Source organism: Vibrio azureus (assembly GCF_002849855.1).
Lineage (GTDB): Bacteria > Pseudomonadota > Gammaproteobacteria > Enterobacterales > Vibrionaceae > Vibrio > Vibrio azureus.
Window position 1 is genome coordinate 259,086 of the sequence record NZ_CP018616.1, and the last position, 25,195, is coordinate 284,280.

Sequence of the window (25,195 nt, forward strand, 5' to 3'; positions counted from 1 at the left end):
CAGATGGAATCATTAGTATGTCAAAGTGGTATGGTTTTATTATTTCAGATTAAATAACTTTGTTTGGTTATGATGTACTAGATTTATCTGCAATGAAAGGCTTTATTTTATTGGTAATTTCAGAAAGCGAACATAAACTAATTTGAGAGCAAGCAGGCGGTGGTCTCTGAATGTAAAGGTGGTATTGTGATGATGAAAATCTTTGTAGGGCAATTATTGTTGAGCTTAAATGAGCTTAATCTAAAAGAAATATTTCAACCGCTATTAGAAAAAATTGGTCCAGATGATCTTAAAGGCATAGAACAATGAGTAGTGTAATGAAAGTTGTGATACCTGCTAGGTTTGGTTCTACTCGTCTCCCAGGTAAACCGTTGCTCCCATTGTGCGGTAAACCAATTTTCTGGCATGTATTCCAACGAGCTAATGAGGCAGGAATACCAACTAAAGATATTGTAGTAGCGACAGATGATGAGCGTATATACTCAGAAGCGGTCGAGTTGGGGATTCCTTGTATTATGACTGCAATTGAGCATGTTAGTGGAACAGATAGATTAAATGAAGTTGCGAGTAGGCTTAAGTGGACTGATGAAACAGTTATCATAAATATTCAAGGAGATGAACCACTAATTCCTAGTCAACTGATACAATGCCTTATTAAATTCACTAATAAGATGCCATCTTTTGATATTACTACTGTAGTTTCTCCTATTCGAACTATTGACGACTTGATAAACCCTAATGTTGTTAAAGTCGCGATTGGTGAGAATGGTCGAGCGGTTTATTTTTCTCGCTCAGCGATCCCTTTTAACCGCGAAGAACCGACATCAATTGAATATGCATATAGGCATATAGGCATATACGCATACTCAGTAAGGAGTCTTCGACAATTTTGTAAATACCCAGAGTCTGATCTAGAAACTATGGAAAAGCTGGAACAGTTACGTGCATTGAGCAATGGTCTATCGATCGGTGCAACGATATTTGAACAGTCTCCACCACACGGTATTGATACTGAAAAAGATTACATTAATATTAAATTAATAATGGAAAAAGAAAATGTCAGTAATTGAACGAGCTAGGGAAGTTATTAACACAGAAATTTGCGGTCTAGAATTTATGGCTACGCAGTTAGGCCAGTCATTTGAAGTGGCTGTTAATGCCATTTTAACCACTAAGGGACGTGTTATTATTTGTGGTATGGGTAAATCTGGTATTATCGGAAAGAAAATATCCGCTTCGTTTGCGAGCACCGGAACAGCAAGTTTCTACATGCACCCTGGTGAGGCATTTCATGGTGATTTAGGTATGGTAAAGTCAGAGGATATTTTTATTGCTATCTCTAATTCAGGAGAAACGGAAGAAGTTCTGAAACTGCTCCCTTTTTTGAGCGATAATGGCAACTTTCTTATCGCGATGACTGGCCGTCCTGATTCTACATTAGCGAAGAATTCTCACTGTCATTTAGATATCTCAGTACCCAAAGAGGCTTGCTTTCTTCAGTTAGCCCCTACGTCATCAACAACTGCTACACTTGTTATGGGGGATGCTTTAACCGTTGCTTTAATGGAAGAACGAAACTTTAGACCAGAAAACTTTGCGAGATTCCACCCTGGCGGATCTCTAGGAAAGAGACTTTTAAGCAGAGTTAAAAATGAGATGAGCCCTCTACCTTTGCCTTTAGTCGAAAGCTACACAATTTTTCAGGACGTTGTAAATACGGTATCACAAGGTATGCTAGGTTTATGTATCGTTCAAAGCGGACCTGAATTAGGTATAATTACAGATGGCGACATAAGAAGAGCAATGGAAAAACATGGTCGAAGTGTCTTCGATTTAACTGCAAATTGTATGGCATCTTATTCACCGTACAGTGTTGAGCCATCAGAAATGATGGGTACAGCTTTGGAATTAATGGATAATAAAGGAATAAGCAGTCTGTTGGTAAAAGAAGCTGGTAAACTTGTTGGAATTTTAAAGAAATGAATCCTAATAACTTGTTTGAACCTCACAAGTTAAAAAACCTTTTATTTAATTGCAGTTACTATTTACTCAATATTCTTTTCCCTTTATTAACCTATCCGTATGTTGCTAGGGTTCTTGGCGTTGATAGTATAGGTTTAGGGAATTTGGCCATCAGTCTGGGTACATATTTTTCTACAATCGCATCTTTGGGTATTCCTATATACGGTATACGAGAAGTTGCGAAATGTAGAGAAGATAAATCGAAACTATCTTATTTAGTTAGTGAGCTTATATTAATAAATGCAGTAGGAGTTTTAGTTTCTATTGTTATATATGCTGCATTAATCATGTATGTTGATGCTTTTAGAGAACATGTATTTATTTATATGCTAGCAGGTTTCAACTTGGTATTGAGTTTCTTTCAAATTGACTGGTTTTTTCAGGGAATTGAAAAGTTTAAAGTACTAATGGTTAGGAATTTTATTGTAAAGTTAGTTTCCTTAATTATGGTCTACAGCCTAATATCTCAACCAAGTAATGTTGGCGAATATGTATTCATTAGTTTGCTGGGGCTTAGTTTGGCTAATGTAATTAATCTCATGGAGTCTAGAAAGTATGTAAAGCTAACATGTACTAATATAGATCTGATGCGTCATTTTAAATATATAGTATTCTTTTCATCTACACGAATAGTATCAACTGTATATACAGTACTTGATAGTGTAATTCTTGGATTATTAACTTCAAATTATTATGTAGGTTTATATAGTACGGCAATTAGATTAGTTCGTGTAGTGATTACGATTATTTCATCAATTACAATGGTGTTTTTTGCTGATACAGCGAGGCAAAAGATTAAAGAAAGTACTGATACAGGACGCCTCACTGATTTATTTATTTTTATATTTATAATATGTGCACCAATAGCGATATTTTTGGCTATGTTTTCCGATTTGATTGTTGTTTCATTCGCCGGTAATGAATTCATAGATGCAAGTGAAACGTTGAGGATCTTATCTACCTTAATTATAATATCAATAGGAACTAACTTTTTGGGAATGCAAGTTCTATATGCTCGAAACTTGGAAAAGTATGTCCTTCAGTCATTATCAATTGGAGCGGTACTATGTATATGCTTTAACCTTCTTCTAACTCCAATTTACAAGCATAATGGTGCTGCCTATAGTACAGTATTAGCCGAATTTGGGATTCTAATTTATCAAATATATATTATTAGAAGTAATAAGATTCAGGTTTTTTCAAATTTATGTAAAAGGTTAAATAGAACATTTATTGTTATTCTTTTGTACTTTATTTCAATCGTTATTATATCAATGCTCAAACTGGCAGGGCAAGGATTTAGCTCTTTAGCTATTTTATCTATTTATTCTATTATATCATATCCTATTTTACTATACATCGTAAAGGAGCCTGTGTTTATTAAGGTTATTGAAGGCTTTAGAAAATGAAAATAATGACAGTAACTTACTTTTATGACTTTGCAAGATACTTCCTTTTCTTAGAAAAAAATATTTATAATACTTATAGTGAGGTGGAATTTTTCAATGTTAGTATATATCCTTGCGCACATAGATATTGGAAGAAAAATAAATATCACTCAGTTATGCCGGCTATCTCTACCAACGTGAAAGGTAAGTATTCTATTGATAATAACTTGGATCTGATCGATAAGCTAATTTCATTTAACAACAAAGCATTAAATCTTTTTGGTAAGGATGAGGTAGTAACACTTAGAAAAAATGCAGTTAAATATCTAAATTATTTTGATGAAAAGTTTGCCAAAAGCAAGTTTGACTATGTAATAACTTCTGGTGAATCTAGATTGATTCCAGCTATTATAATTTATATAGCAAAAAAATATAACGTCAGAATTATATATTTTGAGCAAGGTCCTTTTGGAACGACTATGATAGATCGCAAAGGGGTCAATGCGAATATCAGTTTTGAACCCACTTTTAGGGAACTTAAGAAGTTTGAAGTCGATAAATTATCAGAATTTGTTCGCTCTATAGGAATGCGAAGAGAAAAGTTTTGGACAGCCGAACAGTTTAGTTTCCTTGACAGGGTATATAGGTTTATGACTACAATTCTTATGTATCCGCCACGAATATTAGAAGGTCTTTTTCCAAAAGACCTAAGTCTTGGTCCTAGTTTTTCTAAAGGCTATCTCGAACCGTTTATGAAAAAGCATTTACCGAACAAACTGAAACTAATGAAAAATGTTGAGGTTGAATGTGTGAATGAGCCTTACATTGCTCTATATCTTCAAGTTCCAGTAGATGCTCAACTAATAGAGCATGCACCTCATTATCAATGTTTTTACCAAATGGTTAAAGACGTGATCGAAGTAATTCCTGAGGGATATCACTTGCTAATTAGAGAACATCCACAATATCAAGGAAAGTACGATAGTAGAATCTATGATCTAGTCGATCAATATGAAAATGTATCTTTTCAAAATTACATTGATTTGAAAAAGATGATTGTAGGGTCCTCATGCTCTATTCTTAATAATTCAGCTGTTGGAATCGAATCTTTATTGCTTGGAGTTAATGTTGTTTGTTTGGGTGAAGCTTACTATTCTCATCGAGGTATCACATACGATTTTCATGGTAACTTCTGCTCCTTGAGGGAGTTGATTTATCATGCATGTACTGAGAAATTTAATACAAGAAAGGTAGAATCATTCTTGTATGAATTCATTTTTGATTACCTTCAGGATGGGCATTTTCAGGATAAAGAACTAGTTTTTCCAAGTGTGATTAATGAATACCTATAGCTTAAAACTAGAGCAGTTTATATGCGCTGCTTTTATGATTATTATATTTCTGGTATGTGAGGTTGCCAAAAATGTTATAATTGGTAATGATGATTTGGTGATTTTGCTTTATGCATGTTTGGTTACTTTATCATATTTTATCTCAACGTTTGTTACTGTGAAAAATTTTCAATATGATTGGTTACATCCAGTTGTGATATTTTGGGGTATGCTTGGGCTTTTTATTTATAATAGATTCATTCTACACACTCTCGGATTGACTGATATTACAGTACCAAACTTTATGGCATTTCATACCCTTAAGTTTAGTAGTATTGTTATTACCGCAAGAATGTTGTTTGTATTTTCAATATGCTTCTGCTTTTCAATTTTTTTATTACCTAGTAGTGGTAAGTCTAAAGTAACTTGGGCTTTAAGGAGAAATAAATTTTACCTTCAATGTGGCATGTTTTTTATGTTGTTTGGGCTACTTCCAGCATATTATATACAATACCAGTTCTACCTTGAATTTTTGAAAGGTGGTTATTTGAGTGTATTTACTCACCAAATATCCTACAATCCACCACCCTTTATAAAGCTTCCAGCAATGTTTTTTAGGCTTGGATTCTTTCTGGTTCTTGTATCTATTCCGACTAAGAGAGAATTTAAAATTGCCTTTGTTTTGTTTTTTCCTTTCATTATTCTAAACTTGATGACGGGTATAAGGGGTTACTATTTCTCTTTTATATTGACAATTTTATTTTACTACTACAGTATTATAAGCCCTAAAGGAGTTAACATTAGAAGAATAATCCTTATTGGCTTGAGTATAATACTCTTGGCCGATTTTTTTGCCAGCTATCGTTTGGGTCTCAGTCCTTTTTCTACAGGCTTTCTAGTCTTCTATTCTTTTATATACGATCAAGGTACATCAATCCTTGCTGTGATACATGCTGTAGACTTGAAGTCATCAGGTCTATTATCAGGTGATATCATAAACCTATTTGATGTTGTGCTCACACCAGATTTTATGCTGCAGGATAAAGTTGATTTTTTAATCTCACCTGATGCAAAAAGCAAAGGTTTCAGTTTTGGTGGGAGCTTATTTCAAGAAGCATATGTAATTGGAGGCCTTGGCTTTGTAGGTCTAATTGGTTTTTGTATACCTATGTTTCTCAATGCCATAATGTATTTAGCATCATCTAATCGTGCTATCTTAGCTCTATTACTTATGGTATTGCCAAATATTATATTTAGTCCTCGTTCTAGACTGCTTGATTTCATCTTTAAGAACACAGACTATTTTATTGTATTCGCATTTTTACTTTTTATTTTATATATTTTAAGGCGCAGAATTGAAAGTTTTATTTATAGCTCCTAGTGCATATGGGTTTTGTTTCCATATTCTTGAGTCTTTCTCTAAATTGGGTGTGAAAGTAGACTATTTTGATGAGCATGCTTTTAAAAAGCAATCTTTATGGTCCCATTTTTTCTATAAGCTTTCACCAAAAATTATTATTAGAGCTCATGAGGGATACATATCTCGAATTTTGAAAAAAAACAAAGGGGACTATGATCTTGTACTAGTAATTAGAGGTGAGTATCTTAGTCGTAGAAGTATTTTAACTCTCAAAGAATCAATAAATACCGCTTGTTTTATGATGTATCAATGGGATTTTGAAGTAAACTTACCACTTTTAAAGTCTCAGATATCTTGCTTTGATGCTGTATTTAGCTTTGATAAAAATGATAGCAATAAGCTCAGACTTAGGCACAAGCCTTTATTTTTTAATTCCCTTCATGAAAAGGCATCCTGTAAAAATAAAAGATATCGTTTTAACTTTATTGGTACAGACCACTCCGATAGGAATGAAGTTATCAAGGATATCATATTTCAAAATGGCATTGATAGAAACGACTTTTATTTGCACCTTTATCGTTCAAAAAAGTCGATTATTCTTAATTGCTTAAAAAGCATTCGATTTTTCTTATGTAAAGATTTCTCTTTATATAGTTATGCACCACTAGATGAGGTTGATACTATAAACGCTATGGCTGAATCAGATATTATACTCGATATTACTCAACCAGAGCAGACTGGTCTTACGATGCGTACTTTAGAAGCTCTAGGATTAAAAAGAAAATTAGTAACAACAAATAAAGATGTCGTGAACTATGACTTCTATCACCCCAGTAATATCTACATTATTGACCGTCAAAATCTAGTAATACCTCGCAATTTTATTGATGGTGAATATGTCGAGTTAAGTGAAAAAATTTACCATAAATATCATGTCGATAATTGGGTAAAGGAATTCTTAAAAGTGAAAGATTATGAATAGGATACTCATTAATGCAAGCGCTGCAAGAGAAGGAGGAGCGTTAACGATTGTAGAAAGCTATGTGGCCCATCACGCAAACGATGGTTCGGACTATATACTTCTTAGCCCCAATGTTCCCATTTCATTACCAAACAATTTTTATTGGAAACGGGTTGAAACAAAAGGAATAATGACTGTTCTCTTTGCATTATTTTTTTCTTTGTTCTATGTTGTGAAATATAAATCCACTAAGATAGTTAGTTTTTCCAATGTTAACTTGTTCTTTACACGTATTGAAAAAGTAACCTATTTTCATAATTATCTTATATTACACAGCTCGGCATTAAAGTTTTTTTTGATTCGAATGTCTCTTATGATATTCGGTCGAGTAAATCAAAAATATGTGTTTCAAAGTAAATTTGTATATGCTAATTTTTGTAAAAAGATATTTAAACCTACCTATTATCTTTTAGCTTGGCCCGGTGTTACTCCAATTAATTTAGCTAAATATGCTTATCTCGATAACTTTCATATAGATAAGTCTAAATTAAAGATTTTAGTACCTATTGTTGATTTAGGGAATAGAAATAAGAATATCGATCTACTATATGCTGCGATTGATAAGCTTGGATTTCATAATGTTGTTTTTTTTATTACTTCACCCGAGCCATTAGATATTAATTTATTTAGGGAAAATATAAAATATGTAGGAAAACTAGACAAAGAATCATACAATACACAGCTTATTCAATCCGATGCTGTGCTCATTCTTTCTTTGTTTGAAACGGTTTGTTTGCCAATATTTGAAGCATTAAGCATCAATAGGCAAGCTATTGTTTATGAAAGAGAATATATCAACTCCTTGAACAAGGAGTTCGGGGGGATAGACGGCTTAATTACTTTCAAGAATGTTGATGATTTATGCGGTATTTTTAGTAGGTTAGCCAAAAATAAATCAGTTCCTTTCAGGGCTGATAAAAACTATTTTACTGGTAATTGGGGTTTTTAGAATGTTTGATAAGAAGAAGTTATTAATCACAGGTGGTACGGGCTCATTTGGTAATGCTGTTCTTGACCGGTTTTTAAATACAGGCATTGAAGAAATTCGTATATTCTCTCGTGATGAGAAAAAGCAAGATGATATGCGTAAGAAATATAATAGTGATAAGCTTAAATTTTATATTGGAGATGTGCGAGACTACCATAGTATTCTAAGTGCCACTCGTGGTGTTGATTATATTTATCATGCCGCAGCTTTAAAGCAAGTACCATCATGTGAGTTTCACCCAATGGAAGCGGTTAAAACGAATGTATTAGGTACGGAAAACGTGCTTGAGGCCGCAATACAGAACGAAGTGAAACGTGTCGTTTGTTTGAGCACAGACAAGGCAGTTTATCCAATTAATGCTATGGGCATTTCTAAAGCAATGATGGAGAAAGTCATTGTTGCAAAATCACGTAATGTTGACCCAGAAAAAACGGTAATTTCTGCAACTCGATATGGCAACGTTATGGCTTCGCGTGGTTCGGTTATTCCACTATTTTTACGCCAAATTATTAGTGGTCAACCAATCACCATAACTGATCCGAATATGACACGTTTTATGATGACTTTGGATGATGCGGTTGATCTCGTGTTACACGCATTTGAGCATGGAACCAACGGTGACATTTTTGTGCAGAAAGCCCCTGCAGCTACCATTGACGTTTTGGTGAAAGCTTTGTTAAAAATCACCGATAAGCCAGAACATATCGTTAATATCATTGGTACAAGGCATGGCGAAAAACTTTACGAAGCACTGTGTAGCCGTGAAGAAATGTTTGTGGCGCAGGACCAAGGTAACTACTACCGCATCCCATCAGACAATCGAGATCTTAACTACTCAAAATACAATGAAGAAGGTGAGAAAGATCTTTCTCTTATTGAAGATTACAACTCACACAATACAGAACGTTTGGATGTTGATGGAATGGTCCAGCTATTGCGTAAGCTTGATTTCATTGTCGATATTGAGGCGGGAAGCTTGGTTGTACCAGAGGGTGTATAAATGAAGATTGTTGTAACAGGAGCAAAGGGCTTCATTGGGAAAAACCTTTGCGTCATGCTTCGTGAGCATGGCTATGATGACCTTGTTGAAATTGACCGTGATACCTCACGTGAGCAAACGAATCAGGTGTTAGCAGAAGCTGATTTTGTTTATCACTTAGCCGGAATTAATCGTCCAAAAACAGAAGCGGAATTTCAAGAGGGCAACGCCGATTTTACTGATTTTGTTGTTGAACAACTTAAAGCCAGTGGCAGAAAGATCCCTCTTGTAGTGAGCTCTTCTACCCAAGCTCTTCAAGATAACGCATACGGTCAGAGCAAACGCTCTGCCGAGCAGAGTGTTGAACAGTATGGGCAAGAAAGCGGTGCGCCATTTTATATCTATCGTTTTCCTAATGTCTTTGGGAAATGGTGTCGCCCAAACTACAACTCTTTTGTGGCCACCTTTTGTTACAACACGCTCAATGATATAGATATTACCATCAACGACCCTAAAGCTCCGGTAACGCTAGTTTATATCGATGATGTTTGTCGGAGCTTAATTGCTTTACTTGATGGTACTGAGCCGAGTGGGACCAAAGCCGTTTCACCGGAGTACCCAACCACAGTTGGTGAGGTCGCGGATTTACTGCGCGCGTTTAAAGAGAGTCGAGAGAACTTAGTCACGGAAGATGTGGGTACAGGATTGGTTCGTGCATTGTATTCGACTTACTTAAGCTATATGTCACCTGAGCAATTTAGCTATACCATCCCTAGTTATGGTGATGAGCGTGGTGTGTTTAGCGAGATGTTAAAAACAAAGCAATCAGGCCAATTTTCTTTCTTTACCGCGCACCCAGGGATAACTCGAGGTGGGCACTATCACCACAGCAAGAATGAAAAGTTCCTTGTCTTAAAGGGTAGGGCTCGCTTTAAGTTTGAACACATCGGGACGGGCGAGCGCTATGAGTTGGAGACAGAAGGCTGTGCTCCTCAAATCGTAGAGACCGTACCGGGTTGGTCACACGACATTACGAATATTGGCGACGAAGAGATGATCGTTATGCTTTGGGCAAATGAGATATTTGACCGAGAAGCGCCTGATACTTTTACATTCCCACTGTAAACCTCGAAGAGAACAAAAATGAAGAAACTAAAAGTCATGTCGGTGGTTGGCACGCGTCCTGAGATTATTCGTCTGTCTCGTGTGTTAGCAAAATTGGATGAGCACTGTGAGCATATTTTAGTGCACACCGGTCAGAATTATGACTTCGAGCTAAACGAAGTATTCTTTAACGACTTAGGGGTTCGTAAGCCGGATTACTTTCTTAATGCCGCAGGCAAGAATGCTGCTGAGACCATTGGCCAGGTCATCATCAAAGTGGATGAAGTGCTGGAAGAGATAAAGCCAGAAGCCATGCTGGTCTTAGGTGACACCAACTCTTGCATTTCTGCTATTCCAGCCAAGCGTCGTAAGGTGCCTATCTTTCATATGGAAGCGGGCAATCGCTGTTTTGACCAACGAGTTCCAGAAGAGACCAACCGCCGCATTGTTGATCACACAGCAGACATCAACCTTACTTACAGCACGATTGCTCGAGATTACTTGTTAGCAGAAGGTCTTCCAGCCGATCGTGTTATTAAAACGGGCAGCCCAATGTTCGAGGTGTTGAACCACTACATGCCTCAAATCGAAAGCTCAGACGTTCTTGAGCGCCTTGGTCTTGTCAAAGGTGAGTTCTTTGTTGTGAGTGCACATAGAGAAGAAAATGTTGATTCACCAAAGCAGCTTGCTAAATTAGCGGAGAGTTTGAATGCAGTGGCGGCGAAGTATGGATACCCAGTTATCGTATCGACTCACCCTCGAACACGAAACCGCATAGAAGCGCAAGGTATTGAGTTTCATACCAACATTCAGCTTCTAAAGCCGTTAGGTTTTCATGACTACAACTGTCTTCAAAAGAACGCGAAAGCGGTGCTTTCAGACAGTGGCACAATCAATGAAGAGTCATCGATTATGAACTTCCCAGCGTTGAACTTACGAGAAGCGCATGAGCGTCCTGAGGGAATGGAAGAAGCTGCGGTAATGATGGTGGGCTTAGAGGTTGAGCGTATAATGCAGGGATTGCAGATACTGGAAAGTCAGCCAAGTGGCGAAACTCGTTTATTAAGAAGAGTGGAAGACTACAGTATGCCGAATGTGTCAGATAAGGTCGTTCGCATTGTTCACTCGTACACTGATTACGTGAATCGTGTTGTTTGGAAAAAATATTAATGCGCTTAGCTTTAATTATTGATGACTACTTGCCCCATAGCACACGTGTTGGGGCAAAAATGTTTCATGAATTGGCTTGCCACTACGCAGCGCTAGGACATGATGTTACCGTTATTACCCCCGAACAAGGGCAGCAAACAAAGTTAGTAAAAAGCGTTATAGATAATGTAAAAGTTTGGCGATTCGCCAGTGGTGCAATTAAAGATGTCCCCAAAGTAAAGCGAGCGATTAATGAAACATTGTTGTCAACTCGTGCTTGGAATGCCATCTCTCATGAAGTTAAGCCAGATACGTTCGATGGTATTGTTTACTACTCACCATCGATCTTTTTTGGGGGACTGGTTTCAAAAATTAAAGTACGTTGTCAATGTAAAGCATACTTAGTTTTGCGAGACTTATTTCCCCAATGGGTCATCGACGCCGGCATGATAAAGCAAGGTTCATTGATTGAAAGATATTTTCGATTCTTTGAAAAGCTTTCTTATGAGCAAGCCGATACAATTGGCTTAATGTCTGAAAAAAATCAATTACTTTTTAACGAGATTACAGACCATCGCTATACTTCCGAAATATTAAGAAATTGGGCAGGGCTTGCCCCGCATAAACTGTCTTTTCAGAAAGGCAGTATTCGTCGCCAACTAAATTTAGAAGATAAGATAATTTACTTCTATGGAGGCAATATTGGTCATGCTCAAGATATGGCGAATTTGATGCGTCTAGCTAGAGCGATGAGTCCATATAGAAAAGCACATTTCCTTTTTGTTGGCCAAGGCGATGAGGTTGCTCTTATTAACCAATTAGCTAAAGAGTGGGGGCTTAATAATTTCACTTACCTTCCTTCGGTAGATCAGAATGAGTTCAAGGATCTCCTCGCGGATATTGATATTGGACTGTTTTCGCTTTCTGCTCAACATACCTCCCATAATTTTCCAGGTAAGCTCCTAGGATACATGGTTCAGTCCATTCCAATTTTAGGTAGTGTTAATAGCGGTAATGATTTACTCGATATTGTTAATGACAACAATGCGGGCATGATTTCTGTTAATGGTGAAGATGAAACTTTGTTTAACAATGCCTTGTTATTCTATAAAAATGTCACCCTAAGAAAAGAAATTGGAGCAAATGCTTACTACTTGCTTAAGCAAGAATTTTCAGTTCCAGTAGCAGCAAAAGTGATTCTCGAAGCATTAAAGGGATAATATGAAAGTCTATAGTAATGACAGTTTATTGACACTTTTTCAAGCCGCTGAAGTCTCGCCAAGAAAAAGAGCGCATCTTAATTTGCATACAAGTTACGATGAAAAAGTTCAGAGGCTATTCATTGCGTTAACAAAGGGAAGTTACGTAGAACCGCATTATCATGAACACTCTCACCAATGGGAAATATTTGTAGTAATACATGGCTTGATCCGAGTTTGCCATTACAACATGAATGGAAGTATTGTTTCAGAACTTCTTGTAGGTGATGGAGAGAGCGCAAAGGTGATCGAGTTTCTTCCTAATGAGATTCATAGCGTGGAATGTCTGTCTGAGCAAGCATTGCTGTTGGAGTTCAAAGAAGGCCCTTTCAACCCTCAATTTGCAAAAGTACAAGTTTCGGTAACTAATCAAGAACTTTAGCGAGGCTTAATTAACTATAAATTGGCCTATAGTGATTCTTCTGTAGGTATTTATCCTAAACGCAACTACTCAACTGAGCCTAGGTGAAACCAACACCCAAGCTCCGGAGAGCCAGAGTATAAATAGTGCGATACTCAATATGGCAATTAATTTAAGTGTCTGTTAACCAAGTTGAATAAATGTTGATAAGGCACTTAACCACTCATAGCGTTTAGTGCTTGCTGCTATTTAGTTTAGTACGTAAGAAGCTGGTTATTTTCCACACATACGCCAAAATTATCGAGTAAAGAACAAAACACCCAATAAACAAGCCAAACATTACTACTTCAGAGATGTTATTTACTTCACCATATATACCAAAGCCTGCATAAAGTGTTGCTATTAAGCAGATCACAAGCAAGGTTTGTCTTGAGCTCAATCCAAGGCGTTGGAATATATGGTGTAGGTGTTCTCTATCCGGCTTGAAAGGTGAATCTCCTCTGCGAATTCTTCTGATCATAATGGCGGCCATATCCATGAGAGGCACTGCAATTAACCATAGTGCTGTTACCGGACGCATGAGAGGCTCTGAACCTTGAGTTTGACTCACTCCCAGTAGTAACCAGATCACAGTAAAGCCTATCATCATGCTTCCGGCATCTCCCATAAAGACCTTTCGTTCTCGGCCTAAAATACCTAAGTTCATGCAGATGTATGGCAGCATCGCCACAATAATCACCACACATAGATAAGCTAGGCCATGCTGGCTATCGACTTGCAGTAAGATTGCAAGTGCTCCAAAGGTCACAATAGAAAGCCCACCCAGCAAGCCGTCAATACCATCGACCATATTAAAGGCGTTAATGGCTCCTATCACGGCGATAATGGTAATCAAACTGCCTAACCAGCCAAGTGAGATATCCCCAACCCCAAACATATTACCGAGGCTTTGTAACTCCAAACCTGCAACGTTGATCATCATAAGCGATAGGAGCGCTTGTATGCCCATACGTATTTTAAAACTCAGGTCTATTTTGTCATCAATGGCACCAATAAACGTTAATATCATGATGCATATTAAATAAAGCCAACTGTGTTCGATGATGTTGGGCTTAAAGGTAAGGTATTGGGCTAACACTAAGCAAATTGAGATACCACCAACAAGAGGGACAGCGCCATCATGCTTTTTACGGGCGTTGGGTTTATCCACTAAGCCGACTCGCTTGGCCACTTTACGCATAAGAAACAAGATTGCAAATGAGGAAAAGAAGATAAAGCTAAGCTCAAGGAACATAAAACGGCCAATAGTGATTTTGATTGAAACTTCCCAATTCTACAGCAACTTTTTACACCAACAAAGCACTAATCAATAAAACTTGCGCCATAGATTTCGTGAATGCTATTGATTTACTTAACTAAACAATCTATCCATTGAGGTAGATTTAAACTTGATTGTTTAGAGACCTCATGTGCTAGATGAAGTAAGAGGAGTCTAGTAAAGGCGGCAAGTGTGAGTTTGTTGAAGCAAACACACGAGTTCTGCTATCCTCAACTAAAATACTTCCTGAGATCTACCCTATGAAAATTGCTGTTGCAGGTACTGGCTATGTTGGCCTTTCAAATGCGATGCTGCTTGCCCAGCACCACGAAGTCGTTGCCGTAGACATCATTGCCGAGAAAGTTGAATTGCTTAACCAAAAGCAATCACCGATTGTTGATAGTGAGATTGAAGACTTTCTGGCTAATAAACCGCTTAACTTTACTGCCACTACAGATAAGCAGTTGGCGTACCAAGGTGCGGAATATGTTGTGATTGCGACGCCGACCGATTATGACCCAGTGACTAATTACTTTAATACCTCTTCTGTAGAGGCGGTCATTAAGGATGTTGTGGCGATTAACCCTGATGCAGTGATGGTGATCAAATCAACGGTGCCGGTAGGTTACACTGAGCGCGTTAAGCAAGAGCTGGGCTGTGAGAATGTGATTTTCTCGCCAGAGTTTTTACGTGAAGGTAAGGCGCTGTATGATAACTTACACCCTTCGCGCATTATTGTTGGTGAGCGTAGTCAACGTGCACAAACCTTCGCCAACCTTCTAGTCGAGGGGGCGGTAAAACAAGATATTCAAGTTCTGTTTACCGACTCGACCGAGGCAGAAGCGGTTAAGCTGTTCTCCAACACTTACCTAGCCATGCGTGTGGCTTACTTTAATGAGTTGGACTCTTATGCCGAAGCTCATGGCCTAGATGCGCGTCAAATTATTGAAGGGGTAGGGCTCGACCCACGTATCGGTAATCACTATAACAACCCATCGTTTGGTTACGGTGGTTACTGCCTACCTAAAGATACCAAACAGCTGCTAGCCAACTACCAAGACGTACCGAATAATATTGTTGGTGCGATCGTAGAAGCAAACCGCACTCGTAAAGATTTTGTCGCGGAGTCTATTTTAAAGCGTAACCCTAAAGTGGTGGGGATCTATCGTTTGATTATGAAGGCGGGCTCCGACAATTTCCGTGCTTCTTCCATTCAAGGCATTATGAAACGTATCAAAGCCAAAGGTATTGAAGTGGTGGTGTATGAGCCGGTGCTGCAAGAAGAAGAGTTCTTCCACTCACGAGTGATCAAAGACCTTGATGCCTTTAAACAAGCGGCAGATGTGATTGTCTCTAACCGTATGGTTGAAGAGCTTGCGGATGTTGCAGATAAAGTTTACACCCGAGACCTATTTGGTAGCGACTAGGTTGTATCTGAGTCAAGGCTTCGACTAAAAAGCCTTGACTCCCAAACCCACTTACCGCACCTTGACCCTAGGACCCTAGGACCCTAGGACCCTAGGACCCTAGGACCCTAGGACCCTAGGACCCTAGGACCCTAGGACCCTAGGACCCTAGGACCCTAGGACCCTAGGACCCTATCCCTTCCCAACCACTCTCTGCCAAGCTGGGCTGCTTTCATCAAGAAAATAAGTATGGCCTTTGGGGTAATCCAGTTTTTGATTAAAGCTCGAACAATCGATTAACTCTACGCGCTCAAGGTGATGTTTTGGTCCGGTTTGACCAAGACGACGCGTGTAAGAACGCTGTGGGATGTTCATCACTTTACTGGCTGGCATCGCGTAGTCATCTTTGGCATAAAAGCACACCACCTGATTCGCGGCTTCTAAAATCCAACGTCCTTCTTGATCCTCTTCCAACGCATCATTGGCAATGTCTGCCGCCATTAAAAATATCTCGTCAAACATCAGTGGCACACCTTGATGGCCAAACTCTTTAGCAAACGTGTTTAAGCTTTTTAATAGAACTCGGTTGCCCATGGAGTGCGCCAATACCGAGATTTTCCGGTAACAAGGAGCGTGTTGCTGCTGCCAGTTGATCAGCTTGCCTAACGCTCTGGCAAAAACATGACCAGATAATTCGGCGCTGAGTTGATCATCCCAGTAATCTTTAATGATGCCAAAATCGTTATCACATGGCCAAATGATTGGAATAACCACGCAACCTGGTTGGCTGTTATCGAGCATGGTTTGCATTTTTAAGCTGTTTTTAATCACATCCGCTTCTGGCTGATTACTGAAACCATGGATATACAGCAGCACTCGTTCAACATTAGCGCTTAATAAGGCTTCCATCCAAGAGTCACTGCCAATTTCTTGCGTCTGGCCATTTTGATGTTCGCAATACAGTAAAGATTGGCTCAGTTCATTGGTTTTAGCGAAGCGGTGATGAGTGCGATTTAACTGACGGTTGGTAATAAGTAACATCATTCTTCCTTGTGGTTCTCTATTCGGTTTGCTTGGTCAGTGACCTAACAAAACGGCTGCGATTCTCATAAAGCAAGTAAAACTCTTATACAAAAATAGAATTCTTATAAGACAACTTGAATTCCGCTTGGCGTTATCTTGTCTGCTAAGGCTTGTTTGGCATGTTGTTCACCATGGATCAAATGGACCGCTTTGGGTGGGGTGGGTATCCCAGCGATAAACTGTAATAAGTCAGCTTGATCGGCATGGGCGGAATAACCTGAAATCGTGTGTATTTGAGCGTTAACCTCAATGACTTGCTCATCAATGTTAACCCTGGTTTGGCCGCTTTGAATGGCTTGCCCGAGTGTGCCTTGCGCTTGATAGCCAGCAAACAGCACATCATTTTTACTCTCTGGCAGTAAGGCCTTGAGGTAGTTAAGGATCCTGCCACCTTGACACATACCAGAAGCTGCAACCACCAAAGCGGCTTGTTGCGTTGAAGCAAGCCGATTGACTAGCGCCAAATGTTCTCGATGACTTTGCACGCTGATGCATTGTTCAAAAGCTAATGGGTGACGATGGCTATCGAGACGCTGCTTGGCTTCTTGCCCCCACAGCTTTTTGAAACGTCGATAGGTTTTGGTGATCTTATTCGCCAGCGGTGAGTCCAAAATGACAGGCAGTTGAGCTGAGAGTTTGCGCTGGTGGATAAGTTGTTCGATATCAAACAGCAACTCTTGTGTTCGGCCGACGCTGAAAGCTGGGATCATTATGACACCGCCATCGGCAAGAGCATGGTCAATAATACGGTTTAAGCGTTGAATGCGTGTGGCAATCGCTTCGTGTTGCTTGTTGCCATAGGTCGATTCAATAAAGAGATAATCGGCTCGAACAGGAGAAAACGGATCGGGCAGAAGAGGCGTATCACACGGGCCAAGATCGCCAGAAAAAACCACTACCTCATTGTTGGCCAGTTTGCATTCCACATAGGCTGAGCCAAGAATGTGCCCGGCATGCTGAAATCGCAAATAGGTTTGCTGGCCAAGTGGGATCCATTGTTGGTAGCGACAGGGTTTAAGGCGTTTTTTGATTAAGCTGAGCACCTGTTGGCGCTGGGCAGTGTTTAAACCAAGCTGCAGTTTCAGCCCATCATCAAGCATTAATGGCACTAATTCGGCAGTGGCCTGAGTGCAATAGATAGGGCCTTTGAATCCAGCGGCAAGTAACCAAGGTAAGCGGCCAATGTGATCGATATGAGCGTGGGTCAGTACTAAGGCTTGAACGGATTTAATCGAAAATTCAATTTCTAACGAAGGTTTACGTCCTGCAAAATGCAAGTCTTTACCTTGAAACAGTCCGCAGTCAATTAAGATGCTGCCGTGCGGTAGTTTGAGTTCATGACAGGAGCCCGTCACGGTATCTTTGCCGCCGTGATGAATCACACTGGCTATGTTTGAAAGTTGAGTCGTCATACTGATTGCTCCTCCTTGAGCAAGCGTATTAAGTTCTTGTATCTGAAGAGCTAAAGTAGAGCAGCTTAGTGGTTATGCTGCTTGGAATAAAGTGGACTTAATTGAAGTGCGATGAAGGACGGTTTTTGGCGCGTACTGAAGTGAGATTCTTAGTCTCGCTGCGCTCGCTAGAATGACGGTGTTTTAGAATAGGGAGAAATGGCTTGGTGGATTTTTAGAATAGAGACAGAGTTCAGGGTTGGCACATAAAACAAAAGGGATGCTTCGTGCATCCCTTTAGAACAGATTACTTAAACCTCAGAGGTTAAAGTAAGATAAAGCACCATTATGCTTTAGCGGCCGCCGCTGCTTTAGCGATTGCTACGAAGCTTTTCGCATCAAGAGATGCACCACCAACTAGCGCACCGTCGATGTCTGGTTGTGAGAAGTAAGCTTCTGCGTTTTCTGGCTTAACAGAACCGCCGTATTGAATGATCACTTGCTCTGCTACTGCTTTGTCTTTCTCTGCGATAAGCGCACGGATAGACGCGTGAATGCGTTGTGCGTCTTCAGCAGTTGCTGCTTTACCAGTACCGATAGCCCAGATTGGTTCGTAAGCGATGATGGCATCGTTTAATGCTTCAACACCGTAAGTGTCGATAACGGCATTGATTTGACGTGCACATACGGCTTCAGTTTCGCCCGCTTCGTTTTGCGCTTCAGACTCACCGATACAGAAAACAGGTGTTAGACCATTTTCTTTTAGGAAGTTGAATTTCTTCGCGACGAACTCGTCTGACTCGTTGTGGTATTCACGACGCTCAGAGTGACCAATGATGATGTGAGAAGCGCCGAAGTCTTTCAGCATCTCTGGAGACATATCACCAGTAAATGCACCGCTGTTGTGCAAGTCAGTGTTCTGTGCACCTAGGATAACTTTGTTACTGCCTTCCGCGATAACGCACTCAGCGAGACCGATGTAAAGAGCTGGTGGAGCAACGGCTACGTCAACACCTTCAACGCCTTCAAGTTCAGCGTTAATACCCGCTAGTAGCTCAGTGACCATTGCTTTGCTACCGTTTAGTTTCCAGTTACCCATCACTACAGGACGACGCATAGGAATATCTCCCTTCTCTTCTATGTATAAAGTCAATTGATGTAAAAAATCTACGTAGGAATATAACAGAATAATGCCTGCAGATCATGATTGGCGTCATGTCTTGTTTATCTGAGTGAGATGGTATTGTTCGTGATTTTGCTCTTAAATTGGGTCAAACCTTGCCAGCGAAAATTGGATATTGGGTATGTTATTTCCGAAAAGTTAGGTATTTATCTAGGAATACAACAAGTTAAGCAAGTAACATGATATGGGAGTTTTACGAAAAGCTCTGAGCTGGGAAATGTTGCTCAGACGCAAGCAATGACAAGGAAACAAAATGCCAAACTTAGTTTTAGAATATTCTAACTCTGTCGATGAGCAAGTGAACGTGCAAGGCCTGCTAGAAGATTTGCATCAAGCGGCATTAGATAGCGGTTTATTTGAATTAGCGTCAGTGAAATCGCGCACGCTACGTTGCCATAATTGGTTAGTCGGTGAGCAAGGCGACAGTGTCGATTTTATTCATATTAATTTTGATTTGCTGGTGGGGCGTACACCGGAGCAGAAACGCGAACTGTCACGTGCGTTGATGGCAGTCTTGCAAGAGTCAGCCAGCCATATTCATAGTTTGACGGTCAATATTAGGGATATGGACATCGATAGCTTTCAGAAAATAGTCAGAGGATAGTTTTCTCGGCAGCCTTTCCCTTACTCAGTAAGCGAAGCGCCCCGTCTTCTGTATTTAACTCATCAACATGTTTCTTTTGTACTTTAATTTAGTCTTCGGCTAATCTATGGCTTTCTAAATTAGAGTGAAAGTACATGTCTATTCAAGCGTTACTATTTTCTTTTCAAGGGCGTATTGGCCGTAAGACTTACTGGCTATGGAATGTGTTCTACTATCTTGCGGTCATCGGCCTGACGGTGAGCACTGGTGCACTGTTCCCTGCTTATGCCGATACACTTCTTGCTACTTTTTTATTTTTGCTGATTATTCCTGACTTAGCCATTACGGCAAAACGTTGGCACGACCGAGATAAGTCTTCCTATTGGTTAGTTCTTACGATTCCTCTGATTGCCGCTCGTTTGGCTTCACCCGCGACGATGGAACTTTCGTCAGAGCCTGATATCTCAATGATATTGTCGAGTTTTCTTGGTTTAGTGTGTGGAATCTGGATTTTGGTTGAATGCGGTTTTATGAAAGGCACGTCCGGCGATAATCAATATGGACCAGAGCCGAAGTAGCCCAAAGAGAAGGAGCTAGGTTCTAGAATCTAGGACCTAGGGCCTAATCACTCAGACTTAAACCCGTTCAACTCAATAATTTCTGCCTGTTGATCAGAATGCGTCTCGCCCATCAGGGCTTCTCTGAATTTGACCATCTGCTTACTCAATTCATTCATTAATACGACATTGGTATGGTTGGGGTTTTTGCAGTGACTGATCACCTGATCAATGTGGCTTTGCTGTGCTCGAAGCCTTGGTTGCATTCTTTCTGATGCGCCAGCAATGGCTTTATTGGCCATATCGTGACGAAACTGCTCAAACGCGACAGGATCCTGTTCGGCCATCTTGACCAGTTCATCAAAAGGGGGCAGTTGAATCGGCTCTGACATAGAACACTCCAATTAATAATGTTATTAATTAAAGCGTAATTCAATCAAACCAAGTGAAAGCAGAGGGATCGCTTTTGTCTCATCAATAAGAATTTGTTACACAGTCGAGATACGGTACACGCAGCGCCGGTGGCCATCAATAATATGCTCTGTGCGTTCGATTGTGGTTTGCGAACCCAGTAGAGCTTGAAAGACATTCAATTCAGATTGGCATAAGTTGGGACAACGCGTCGCCGCTTTACAAATCGGGCAATGATTTTCGATCAAAATAAACCCATCGCTGTCTTGCTCTAGCTCAGCCATATAGCCTTCTTGCTCGCGCAGTTGGACCAAGATGTTGAGCTTATCTGCAAGGGTGTGACAATTGGCTAAGTGTTGCTGGTAGTTATGAAGCGTGCGTTTCTCACGTTCGTGAACGACTTTATTTAATCCTTCCTTGCCAAATACTTGTTCAACGACATCAATAAATTGAATCGTCAGTTCGCCATGATGATCGGCAAATTGCTCGTGGCCTTTTTGAGTCAGTGACCAATGACGGGTTGGACGTCCTACTTTCACTTTGACGTCGTTAATAGAGAGAAGCCCATCGTCTTGAAGTGCTTGTAGGTGTTGGCGAGCGCCCATGCTGGTCATGCTAAGTTCTGAAGAGAGCTGTTTTGCTGTGACGCTGCCGTCCCGTTTAACGATTTGCAAAATTTTATCAATGCTCTTCATACACCCACCACTTTTGTAACATGACTCATTATGCGGGATAGGGGAAGTATACTCAAGTCACGACAACGGCGTGGTTGGATAGGCAGGCTTTGGTTGGAAGAGGTCAGGTTTGTGGGCCTATAAAATACAACACCCGCCTGAGCGGGTGTTGTTGATTCTGAGTCTGAAAGGAAACTTATTCCACTTCATCCATTTTGCCAAGCAGGGCACGAATGCGCTCTTGCCACTGAGCGTGCTCTTGCTGAGTTTGATTTGACTTCTGCTCAAGCTCTTCACGTTGAGAGCGAAGATCATTCGCTTCTGTTTCAAGCTTTACTTTATCTTCTTTTAACTCTTCGATTTCCATCTGAAGAAGAGTGATTGTGTCAACTGCAGTTTGAATTTTCGCTTCTAGTTGTTCTAGTACTTCAAAAGACATCTTGGCCTACCTATTTTATTCCATTGGGACGATACGCAGCATTCGCGTGCACCTTACCTATGAGTTCATTCTACTCAGCGTCGCGACGAGAAACACCCACTATATTCGATATTTTGCATCATTTGATTAAAAAATCGGCGCAATCTCACTAAACGCTGATTTTTATCGATAACAAACTCTGTTGCAGTAAGACGTTTTCTGTTTGTCGGACGAAAAAATCATCTAAGTATTGATCGAATGCAATTTAGTTCAAGTAAATCCAGCGCAAAAAGCAAACGTTTACCCGCCATTGTGTTAGAATCGCCGCGCAAATTTTACTTCCTTTTATTTTATTGGAGACATCATGAAACGCGATTTAGCAATGGCATTTTCCCGTGTGACGGAAGGCGCTGCATTAGCTGGCTATAAATGGCTCGGCCGTGGAGATAAAAATGCTGCGGATGGCGCTGCTGTTGAAGTTATGCGTACCTTGCTGAATAAAACAGACATTAGCGGTGAAATCGTTATTGGTGAAGGTGAAATTGATGATGCACCGATGCTGTACATTGGTGAGCAAGTTGGACTGGGCGGTGATGAAGTCGATATTGCAGTGGATCCAATAGAAGGCACCCGCATGACTGCAATGGGGCAATCTAATGCGCTTGCTGTCCTTGCCGCTGGTGAAAAAGGCAGTTTTTTAACTGCACCAGATATGTACATGGAGAAGCTTGTCGTTGGACCGGGTGCGAAAGGAGTGATTGATTTAAATCTGCCGTTAAAGGTTAACCTTGAAAATATCGCCCAGGCATTGAATAAGTCGTTGGATACTTTGGTCGTGATCACGTTAGCTAAACCTCGTCATGATGCTGTAATTGCCGAAATGCAAGCGATGGGTGTGCGAGTTTTTGCGGTGCCTGATGGTGATGTCGCGGCATCGATTCTTACTTGTATGCCGGATAGTGAAGTGGATGTGATGTACTGTGTAGGTGGTGCTCCGGAAGGGGTAGTATCTGCTGCGGTTATTCGTGCGCTAGATGGGGATATGCATGGCCGACTTCTTCCTCGTCATGAGGTGAAAGGCGATAGCGAAGAAAACCGCATTCATGGTGCAGAAGAGTTAAAACGTTGTCAGCAGATGGGCGTTTCTGCCAATGTGGTGCTCAAAATGGAAGATATGGCGCGCAGCGATAATGTCATTTTTTCAGCAACGGGTATCACGAAAGGCGATTTGCTTGAGGGTATTTCTCGCCAAGGCAATGTTGCAACAACTGAAACGTTATTGATTCGTGGTCGTTGTCGTACAATCCGCCGCATCAAGTCGACGCACTACTTAGAACGCAAAGACCCGGAAGTTCGCGATATTATTTTATAGTTCGCTTGCCTTGCGACAGCGATACGTATCCTTCAGGGCCAGTATCGCTGTTGTTAGAGCGTGAATCGATATTTATCGGTAAGATTAATCCAGCTCAAGGTCAATGTTGAGTGGCTCTGGAGAAAGAATAATGCCAGTGCTGTCAGCATAGATATAGTCTTCAGGCAAAAAGCTCACCCCACCAAAATTGACGGGAACATCGATTTCACCAACCCCTTGGTTTGCTGCGCCCACTGGGATCGATGCTAAGGCTTGAATACCGAGGTTCATGTCTTCTAGGACATCCACTTCTCTTACACAACCGTAAACGACAATGCCTTCCCATTCGTTTTCTTCCGCAAGGGTTGCGATTTCAGCATCAATGAGTGCTCTGCGTAGGGAGCCACCGCCATCAATGAGTAATACCCTACCCATGCCGTCTTGTTCTAGAGTTTCGCGAATGAGTGCGTTGTCTTCAAAACATTTGATTGTGATTACCTGACCGGAAAATGAAGCTCGGCCGCCGAAGTTGCTGAACATGGGTTCAACGACATCGACTTGTTCAAGGTAGATATCACAAAGAGCTGAGGTATTGTATTCCATAGCGTGCCTTCCAAATAGAAACTATTGTCTTTGAGTATATCCAGCCATTAAGTCAATGCAATGACAATTCATGTTTATCTCATTAGAGTTTGAGCGATGACGATCGTGGCAAATAGCATATTGGTGATCAAAGCACACTTCACAATCACTGGCATCATTGGAGCAAAGTCGATAGGTTGCTTGGCTTGCCAGACAACTTGTGCATGGCAATAGACCACATAGATGCTGATCAAAAACGGTAAATTAAGCCACAGTGGGCTATGGAATGTCATTAAGGCCAGCACAAAGACCAACAGCGCGATGCCAAGCAGAAGTAGGTGGTAGCATTTGGCTTTGTTTTGACCGAGTCGCACTGCCATGGTGCGTTTACCACAAGCACGGTCATTGTCTATGTCACGCATATTATTAATATTCAGCACTGCGACGGCCAATAAACCACAGCCTATCGCCGGTAAAGCCAGTGATGTATCTAGGTGACCCGTATGCAAAAAGTAGGTTCCTGCTACACCGAGCAAACCAAAGAAGATAAAGACAGAGACATCACCCAAACCGACATATCCGTAAGGCTTTTTCCCCATGGTGTAAGTGATAGACGCCACCATAGCGGTGAACCCTAAGCCAATGAAGGCCATGATGCTTTCAAAGCTATTTAAAGCATAAAAGACTAATATCAACCCAGACAATATGGTCAGCATGATATTAAACAGAATGGCGCGACGCATTTGCTGAGCCGAAATTGCCCCTGATTGCATGGCACGAGTTGGGCCGATACGTTGATCGTTATCGGTGCCTTTTTGGCTATCGCCATAGTCGTTGGCCAAATTAGAGAGAATCTGCAACAAAGTGGCAGTGATAAACGCCATCACAGTAATGATGATGGAACATTGTCCATTTGCGTAGGCGAGGACACTGCCAGTTAAAATTGAAACGAGAGCGAGGGGTAAGGTTTTCGGCCGAGCGGCTTGTAGCCAGAGAGATAAAGTGTGTTTCATGGACTTATTGTGCAGGTAACTCATGCGACCAGTATAAGCACACTCTATGTATTGCGCTATTGATCTCAAGCAAGCAAAGTCTTATCTCCAAGTCACCTTGCTAGGCTGTTTGGTGTGCTTGACCTGAAATATTAGTGTTATCGACCTGGAGTATTAGTCTCATCGAGCTTAAATATTAGCGTCATCGCTCTGAAGCAATCGGCTAGTGGTCTTAGGTGGCTGTCTTAGAGTAAAGCCATTAAGTGTAAGTGCTTCAGGTAAAA

Annotated in this window: 26 protein-coding genes; 17 read left to right on the plus strand and 9 right to left on the minus strand. The window is 40.6% G+C overall.

What is annotated here, in order from left to right:
- Nucleotides 1-186 precede the first annotated feature (186 nt).
- The 13 genes from BS333_RS22475 to BS333_RS01330 are packed head-to-tail and all read left to right on the plus strand — an operon-like array spanning nt 187 to nt 12,983.
- Complete coding sequence (locus BS333_RS22475; RefSeq protein ID WP_255209432.1) at nt 187-309, plus strand: hypothetical protein; 123 nt, start codon at nt 187-189, stop codon at nt 307-309.
- A gap of 8 nt (nt 310-317) precedes the next feature.
- Nucleotides 318-1,070 (plus strand): 3-deoxy-manno-octulosonate cytidylyltransferase, encoded by a 753-nt coding sequence (kdsB, locus tag BS333_RS01275; protein ID WP_237359103.1) that lies wholly within the window; start codon nt 318-320, stop codon nt 1,068-1,070.
- Entirely contained in the window at nt 1,057-1,983 is a 927-nt protein-coding gene (locus BS333_RS01280) for a KpsF/GutQ family sugar-phosphate isomerase (protein WP_021708963.1), read from the plus strand. The genes kdsB and BS333_RS01280 overlap by 14 nt, the downstream gene beginning before the upstream one ends.
- A complete protein-coding gene (locus BS333_RS01285) occupies nt 1,980-3,431 on the plus strand; it encodes a flippase (protein ID WP_021708962.1) in 1,452 nt (483 codons plus the stop codon). Before BS333_RS01280 ends, BS333_RS01285 begins: the two co-directional genes overlap by 4 nt.
- The gene (locus tag BS333_RS01290; RefSeq protein WP_021708961.1) at nt 3,428-4,762 is read left to right on the plus strand and encodes a capsular polysaccharide export protein, LipB/KpsS family; all 1,335 of its coding nucleotides are present in this window, start codon (nt 3,428-3,430) and stop codon (nt 4,760-4,762) included. Before BS333_RS01285 ends, BS333_RS01290 begins: the two co-directional genes overlap by 4 nt.
- Complete coding sequence (gene wzy, locus BS333_RS01295; RefSeq protein ID WP_021708960.1) at nt 4,749-6,122, plus strand: O-antigen polysaccharide polymerase Wzy; 1,374 nt, start codon at nt 4,749-4,751, stop codon at nt 6,120-6,122. The genes BS333_RS01290 and wzy overlap by 14 nt, the downstream gene beginning before the upstream one ends.
- Nucleotides 6,097-7,083: a WaaS/CpsH family glycosyltransferase gene (locus tag BS333_RS01300; RefSeq protein WP_021708959.1), complete on the plus strand. Its 987-nt coding sequence runs from the start codon at nt 6,097-6,099 to the stop codon at nt 7,081-7,083. The genes wzy and BS333_RS01300 overlap by 26 nt, the downstream gene beginning before the upstream one ends.
- Entirely contained in the window at nt 7,076-8,071 is a 996-nt protein-coding gene (locus BS333_RS01305; protein WP_021708958.1) for a glycosyltransferase family protein, read from the plus strand. Before BS333_RS01300 ends, BS333_RS01305 begins: the two co-directional genes overlap by 8 nt.
- 1 nt (nt 8,072) lies before the next feature.
- Complete coding sequence (locus BS333_RS01310; protein WP_021708957.1) at nt 8,073-9,110, plus strand: polysaccharide biosynthesis protein; 1,038 nt, start codon at nt 8,073-8,075, stop codon at nt 9,108-9,110.
- Complete coding sequence (gene wbjC / locus BS333_RS01315) at nt 9,111-10,214, plus strand: UDP-2-acetamido-2,6-beta-L-arabino-hexul-4-ose reductase (RefSeq protein WP_021708956.1); 1,104 nt, start codon at nt 9,111-9,113, stop codon at nt 10,212-10,214. It begins immediately after the preceding gene.
- Nucleotides 10,215-10,232: 18 nt separating this feature from the next.
- Nucleotides 10,233-11,363, plus strand: a complete 1,131-nt coding sequence (gene wecB / locus BS333_RS01320) for a non-hydrolyzing UDP-N-acetylglucosamine 2-epimerase (protein WP_021708955.1) — start codon at nt 10,233-10,235, stop codon at nt 11,361-11,363.
- Nucleotides 11,363-12,562, plus strand: coding sequence for a glycosyltransferase family 4 protein (locus BS333_RS01325; protein ID WP_021708954.1), 1,200 nt, complete (start codon nt 11,363-11,365; stop codon nt 12,560-12,562). Before wecB ends, BS333_RS01325 begins: the two co-directional genes overlap by 1 nt.
- A gap of 1 nt (nt 12,563) precedes the next feature.
- Nucleotides 12,564-12,983: a WbuC family cupin fold metalloprotein gene (locus BS333_RS01330; RefSeq protein WP_021708953.1), complete on the plus strand. Its 420-nt coding sequence runs from the start codon at nt 12,564-12,566 to the stop codon at nt 12,981-12,983.
- A 211-nt stretch (nt 12,984-13,194) separates the two neighbouring features.
- Here BS333_RS01330 and wecA read toward each other — a convergent pair whose 3' ends face one another.
- A complete protein-coding gene (gene wecA, locus BS333_RS01335; protein WP_021708952.1) occupies nt 13,195-14,256 on the minus strand; it encodes a UDP-N-acetylglucosamine--undecaprenyl-phosphate N-acetylglucosaminephosphotransferase in 1,062 nt (353 codons plus the stop codon).
- A gap of 284 nt (nt 14,257-14,540) precedes the next feature.
- On the opposite strand from wecA, the gene BS333_RS01340 reads away from it, so the two are divergent.
- The gene (locus BS333_RS01340; protein ID WP_021708951.1) at nt 14,541-15,707 is read left to right on the plus strand and encodes a nucleotide sugar dehydrogenase; all 1,167 of its coding nucleotides are present in this window, start codon (nt 14,541-14,543) and stop codon (nt 15,705-15,707) included.
- A 171-nt stretch (nt 15,708-15,878) separates the two neighbouring features.
- Here the strand turns inward: BS333_RS01340 and BS333_RS01345 are convergent, their stop codons facing one another.
- The 3 genes from BS333_RS01345 to tpiA all read right to left on the minus strand — a co-directional run bounded on the left by BS333_RS01345 (nt 15,879) and on the right by tpiA (nt 19,277).
- Entirely contained in the window at nt 15,879-16,727 is an 849-nt protein-coding gene (locus tag BS333_RS01345; RefSeq protein WP_021708950.1) for an alpha/beta hydrolase, read from the minus strand.
- A 104-nt stretch (nt 16,728-16,831) separates the two neighbouring features.
- Entirely contained in the window at nt 16,832-18,181 is a 1,350-nt protein-coding gene (locus BS333_RS01350) for an MBL fold metallo-hydrolase RNA specificity domain-containing protein (protein ID WP_021708949.1), read from the minus strand.
- Between the two features lie 325 nt (nt 18,182-18,506).
- A complete protein-coding gene (tpiA, locus tag BS333_RS01355; protein ID WP_021708948.1) occupies nt 18,507-19,277 on the minus strand; it encodes a triose-phosphate isomerase in 771 nt (256 codons plus the stop codon).
- Between the two features lie 319 nt (nt 19,278-19,596).
- On the opposite strand from tpiA, the gene BS333_RS01360 reads away from it, so the two are divergent.
- Together BS333_RS01360 and BS333_RS01365 are read left to right on the plus strand one after the other, a co-directional pair.
- Nucleotides 19,597-19,947, plus strand: coding sequence for a 5-carboxymethyl-2-hydroxymuconate Delta-isomerase (locus BS333_RS01360; RefSeq protein ID WP_021708947.1), 351 nt, complete (start codon nt 19,597-19,599; stop codon nt 19,945-19,947).
- Nucleotides 19,948-20,081: 134 nt separating this feature from the next.
- Nucleotides 20,082-20,504 carry a DUF805 domain-containing protein gene (locus BS333_RS01365; RefSeq protein WP_021708946.1) on the plus strand — a complete coding sequence of 141 codons (423 nt, stop codon included), beginning with the start codon at nt 20,082-20,084 and terminating at the stop codon, nt 20,502-20,504.
- Nucleotides 20,505-20,551: 47 nt separating this feature from the next.
- On the opposite strand, the gene BS333_RS01370 is transcribed toward BS333_RS01365, so the two are convergent.
- The 3 genes from BS333_RS01370 to zapB form a co-directional block, all read right to left on the minus strand.
- Nucleotides 20,552-20,875 (minus strand): DUF3135 domain-containing protein, encoded by a 324-nt coding sequence (locus BS333_RS01370; RefSeq protein WP_021708945.1) that lies wholly within the window; start codon nt 20,873-20,875, stop codon nt 20,552-20,554.
- Nucleotides 20,876-20,971: 96 nt separating this feature from the next.
- Entirely contained in the window at nt 20,972-21,589 is a 618-nt protein-coding gene (locus BS333_RS01375; protein ID WP_021708944.1) for a helix-turn-helix transcriptional regulator, read from the minus strand.
- A 175-nt stretch (nt 21,590-21,764) separates the two neighbouring features.
- A complete protein-coding gene (gene zapB, locus BS333_RS01380) occupies nt 21,765-22,007 on the minus strand; it encodes a cell division protein ZapB (protein WP_021708943.1) in 243 nt (80 codons plus the stop codon).
- Between the two features lie 343 nt (nt 22,008-22,350).
- Between zapB and glpX the strand changes: the two genes are divergently transcribed.
- Nucleotides 22,351-23,358 carry a class II fructose-bisphosphatase gene (gene glpX, locus BS333_RS01385; protein ID WP_021708942.1) on the plus strand — a complete coding sequence of 336 codons (1,008 nt, stop codon included), beginning with the start codon at nt 22,351-22,353 and terminating at the stop codon, nt 23,356-23,358.
- A gap of 84 nt (nt 23,359-23,442) precedes the next feature.
- On the opposite strand, the gene rraA is transcribed toward glpX, so the two are convergent.
- Both rraA and BS333_RS01395 read right to left on the minus strand, forming a co-directional pair.
- Nucleotides 23,443-23,940 (minus strand): ribonuclease E activity regulator RraA, encoded by a 498-nt coding sequence (gene rraA / locus BS333_RS01390; RefSeq protein WP_021708941.1) that lies wholly within the window; start codon nt 23,938-23,940, stop codon nt 23,443-23,445.
- Between the two features lie 74 nt (nt 23,941-24,014).
- Entirely contained in the window at nt 24,015-24,932 is a 918-nt protein-coding gene (locus tag BS333_RS01395) for a 1,4-dihydroxy-2-naphthoate polyprenyltransferase (protein WP_021708940.1), read from the minus strand.
- Between the last annotated feature and the right edge of the window lie 263 nt (nt 24,933-25,195).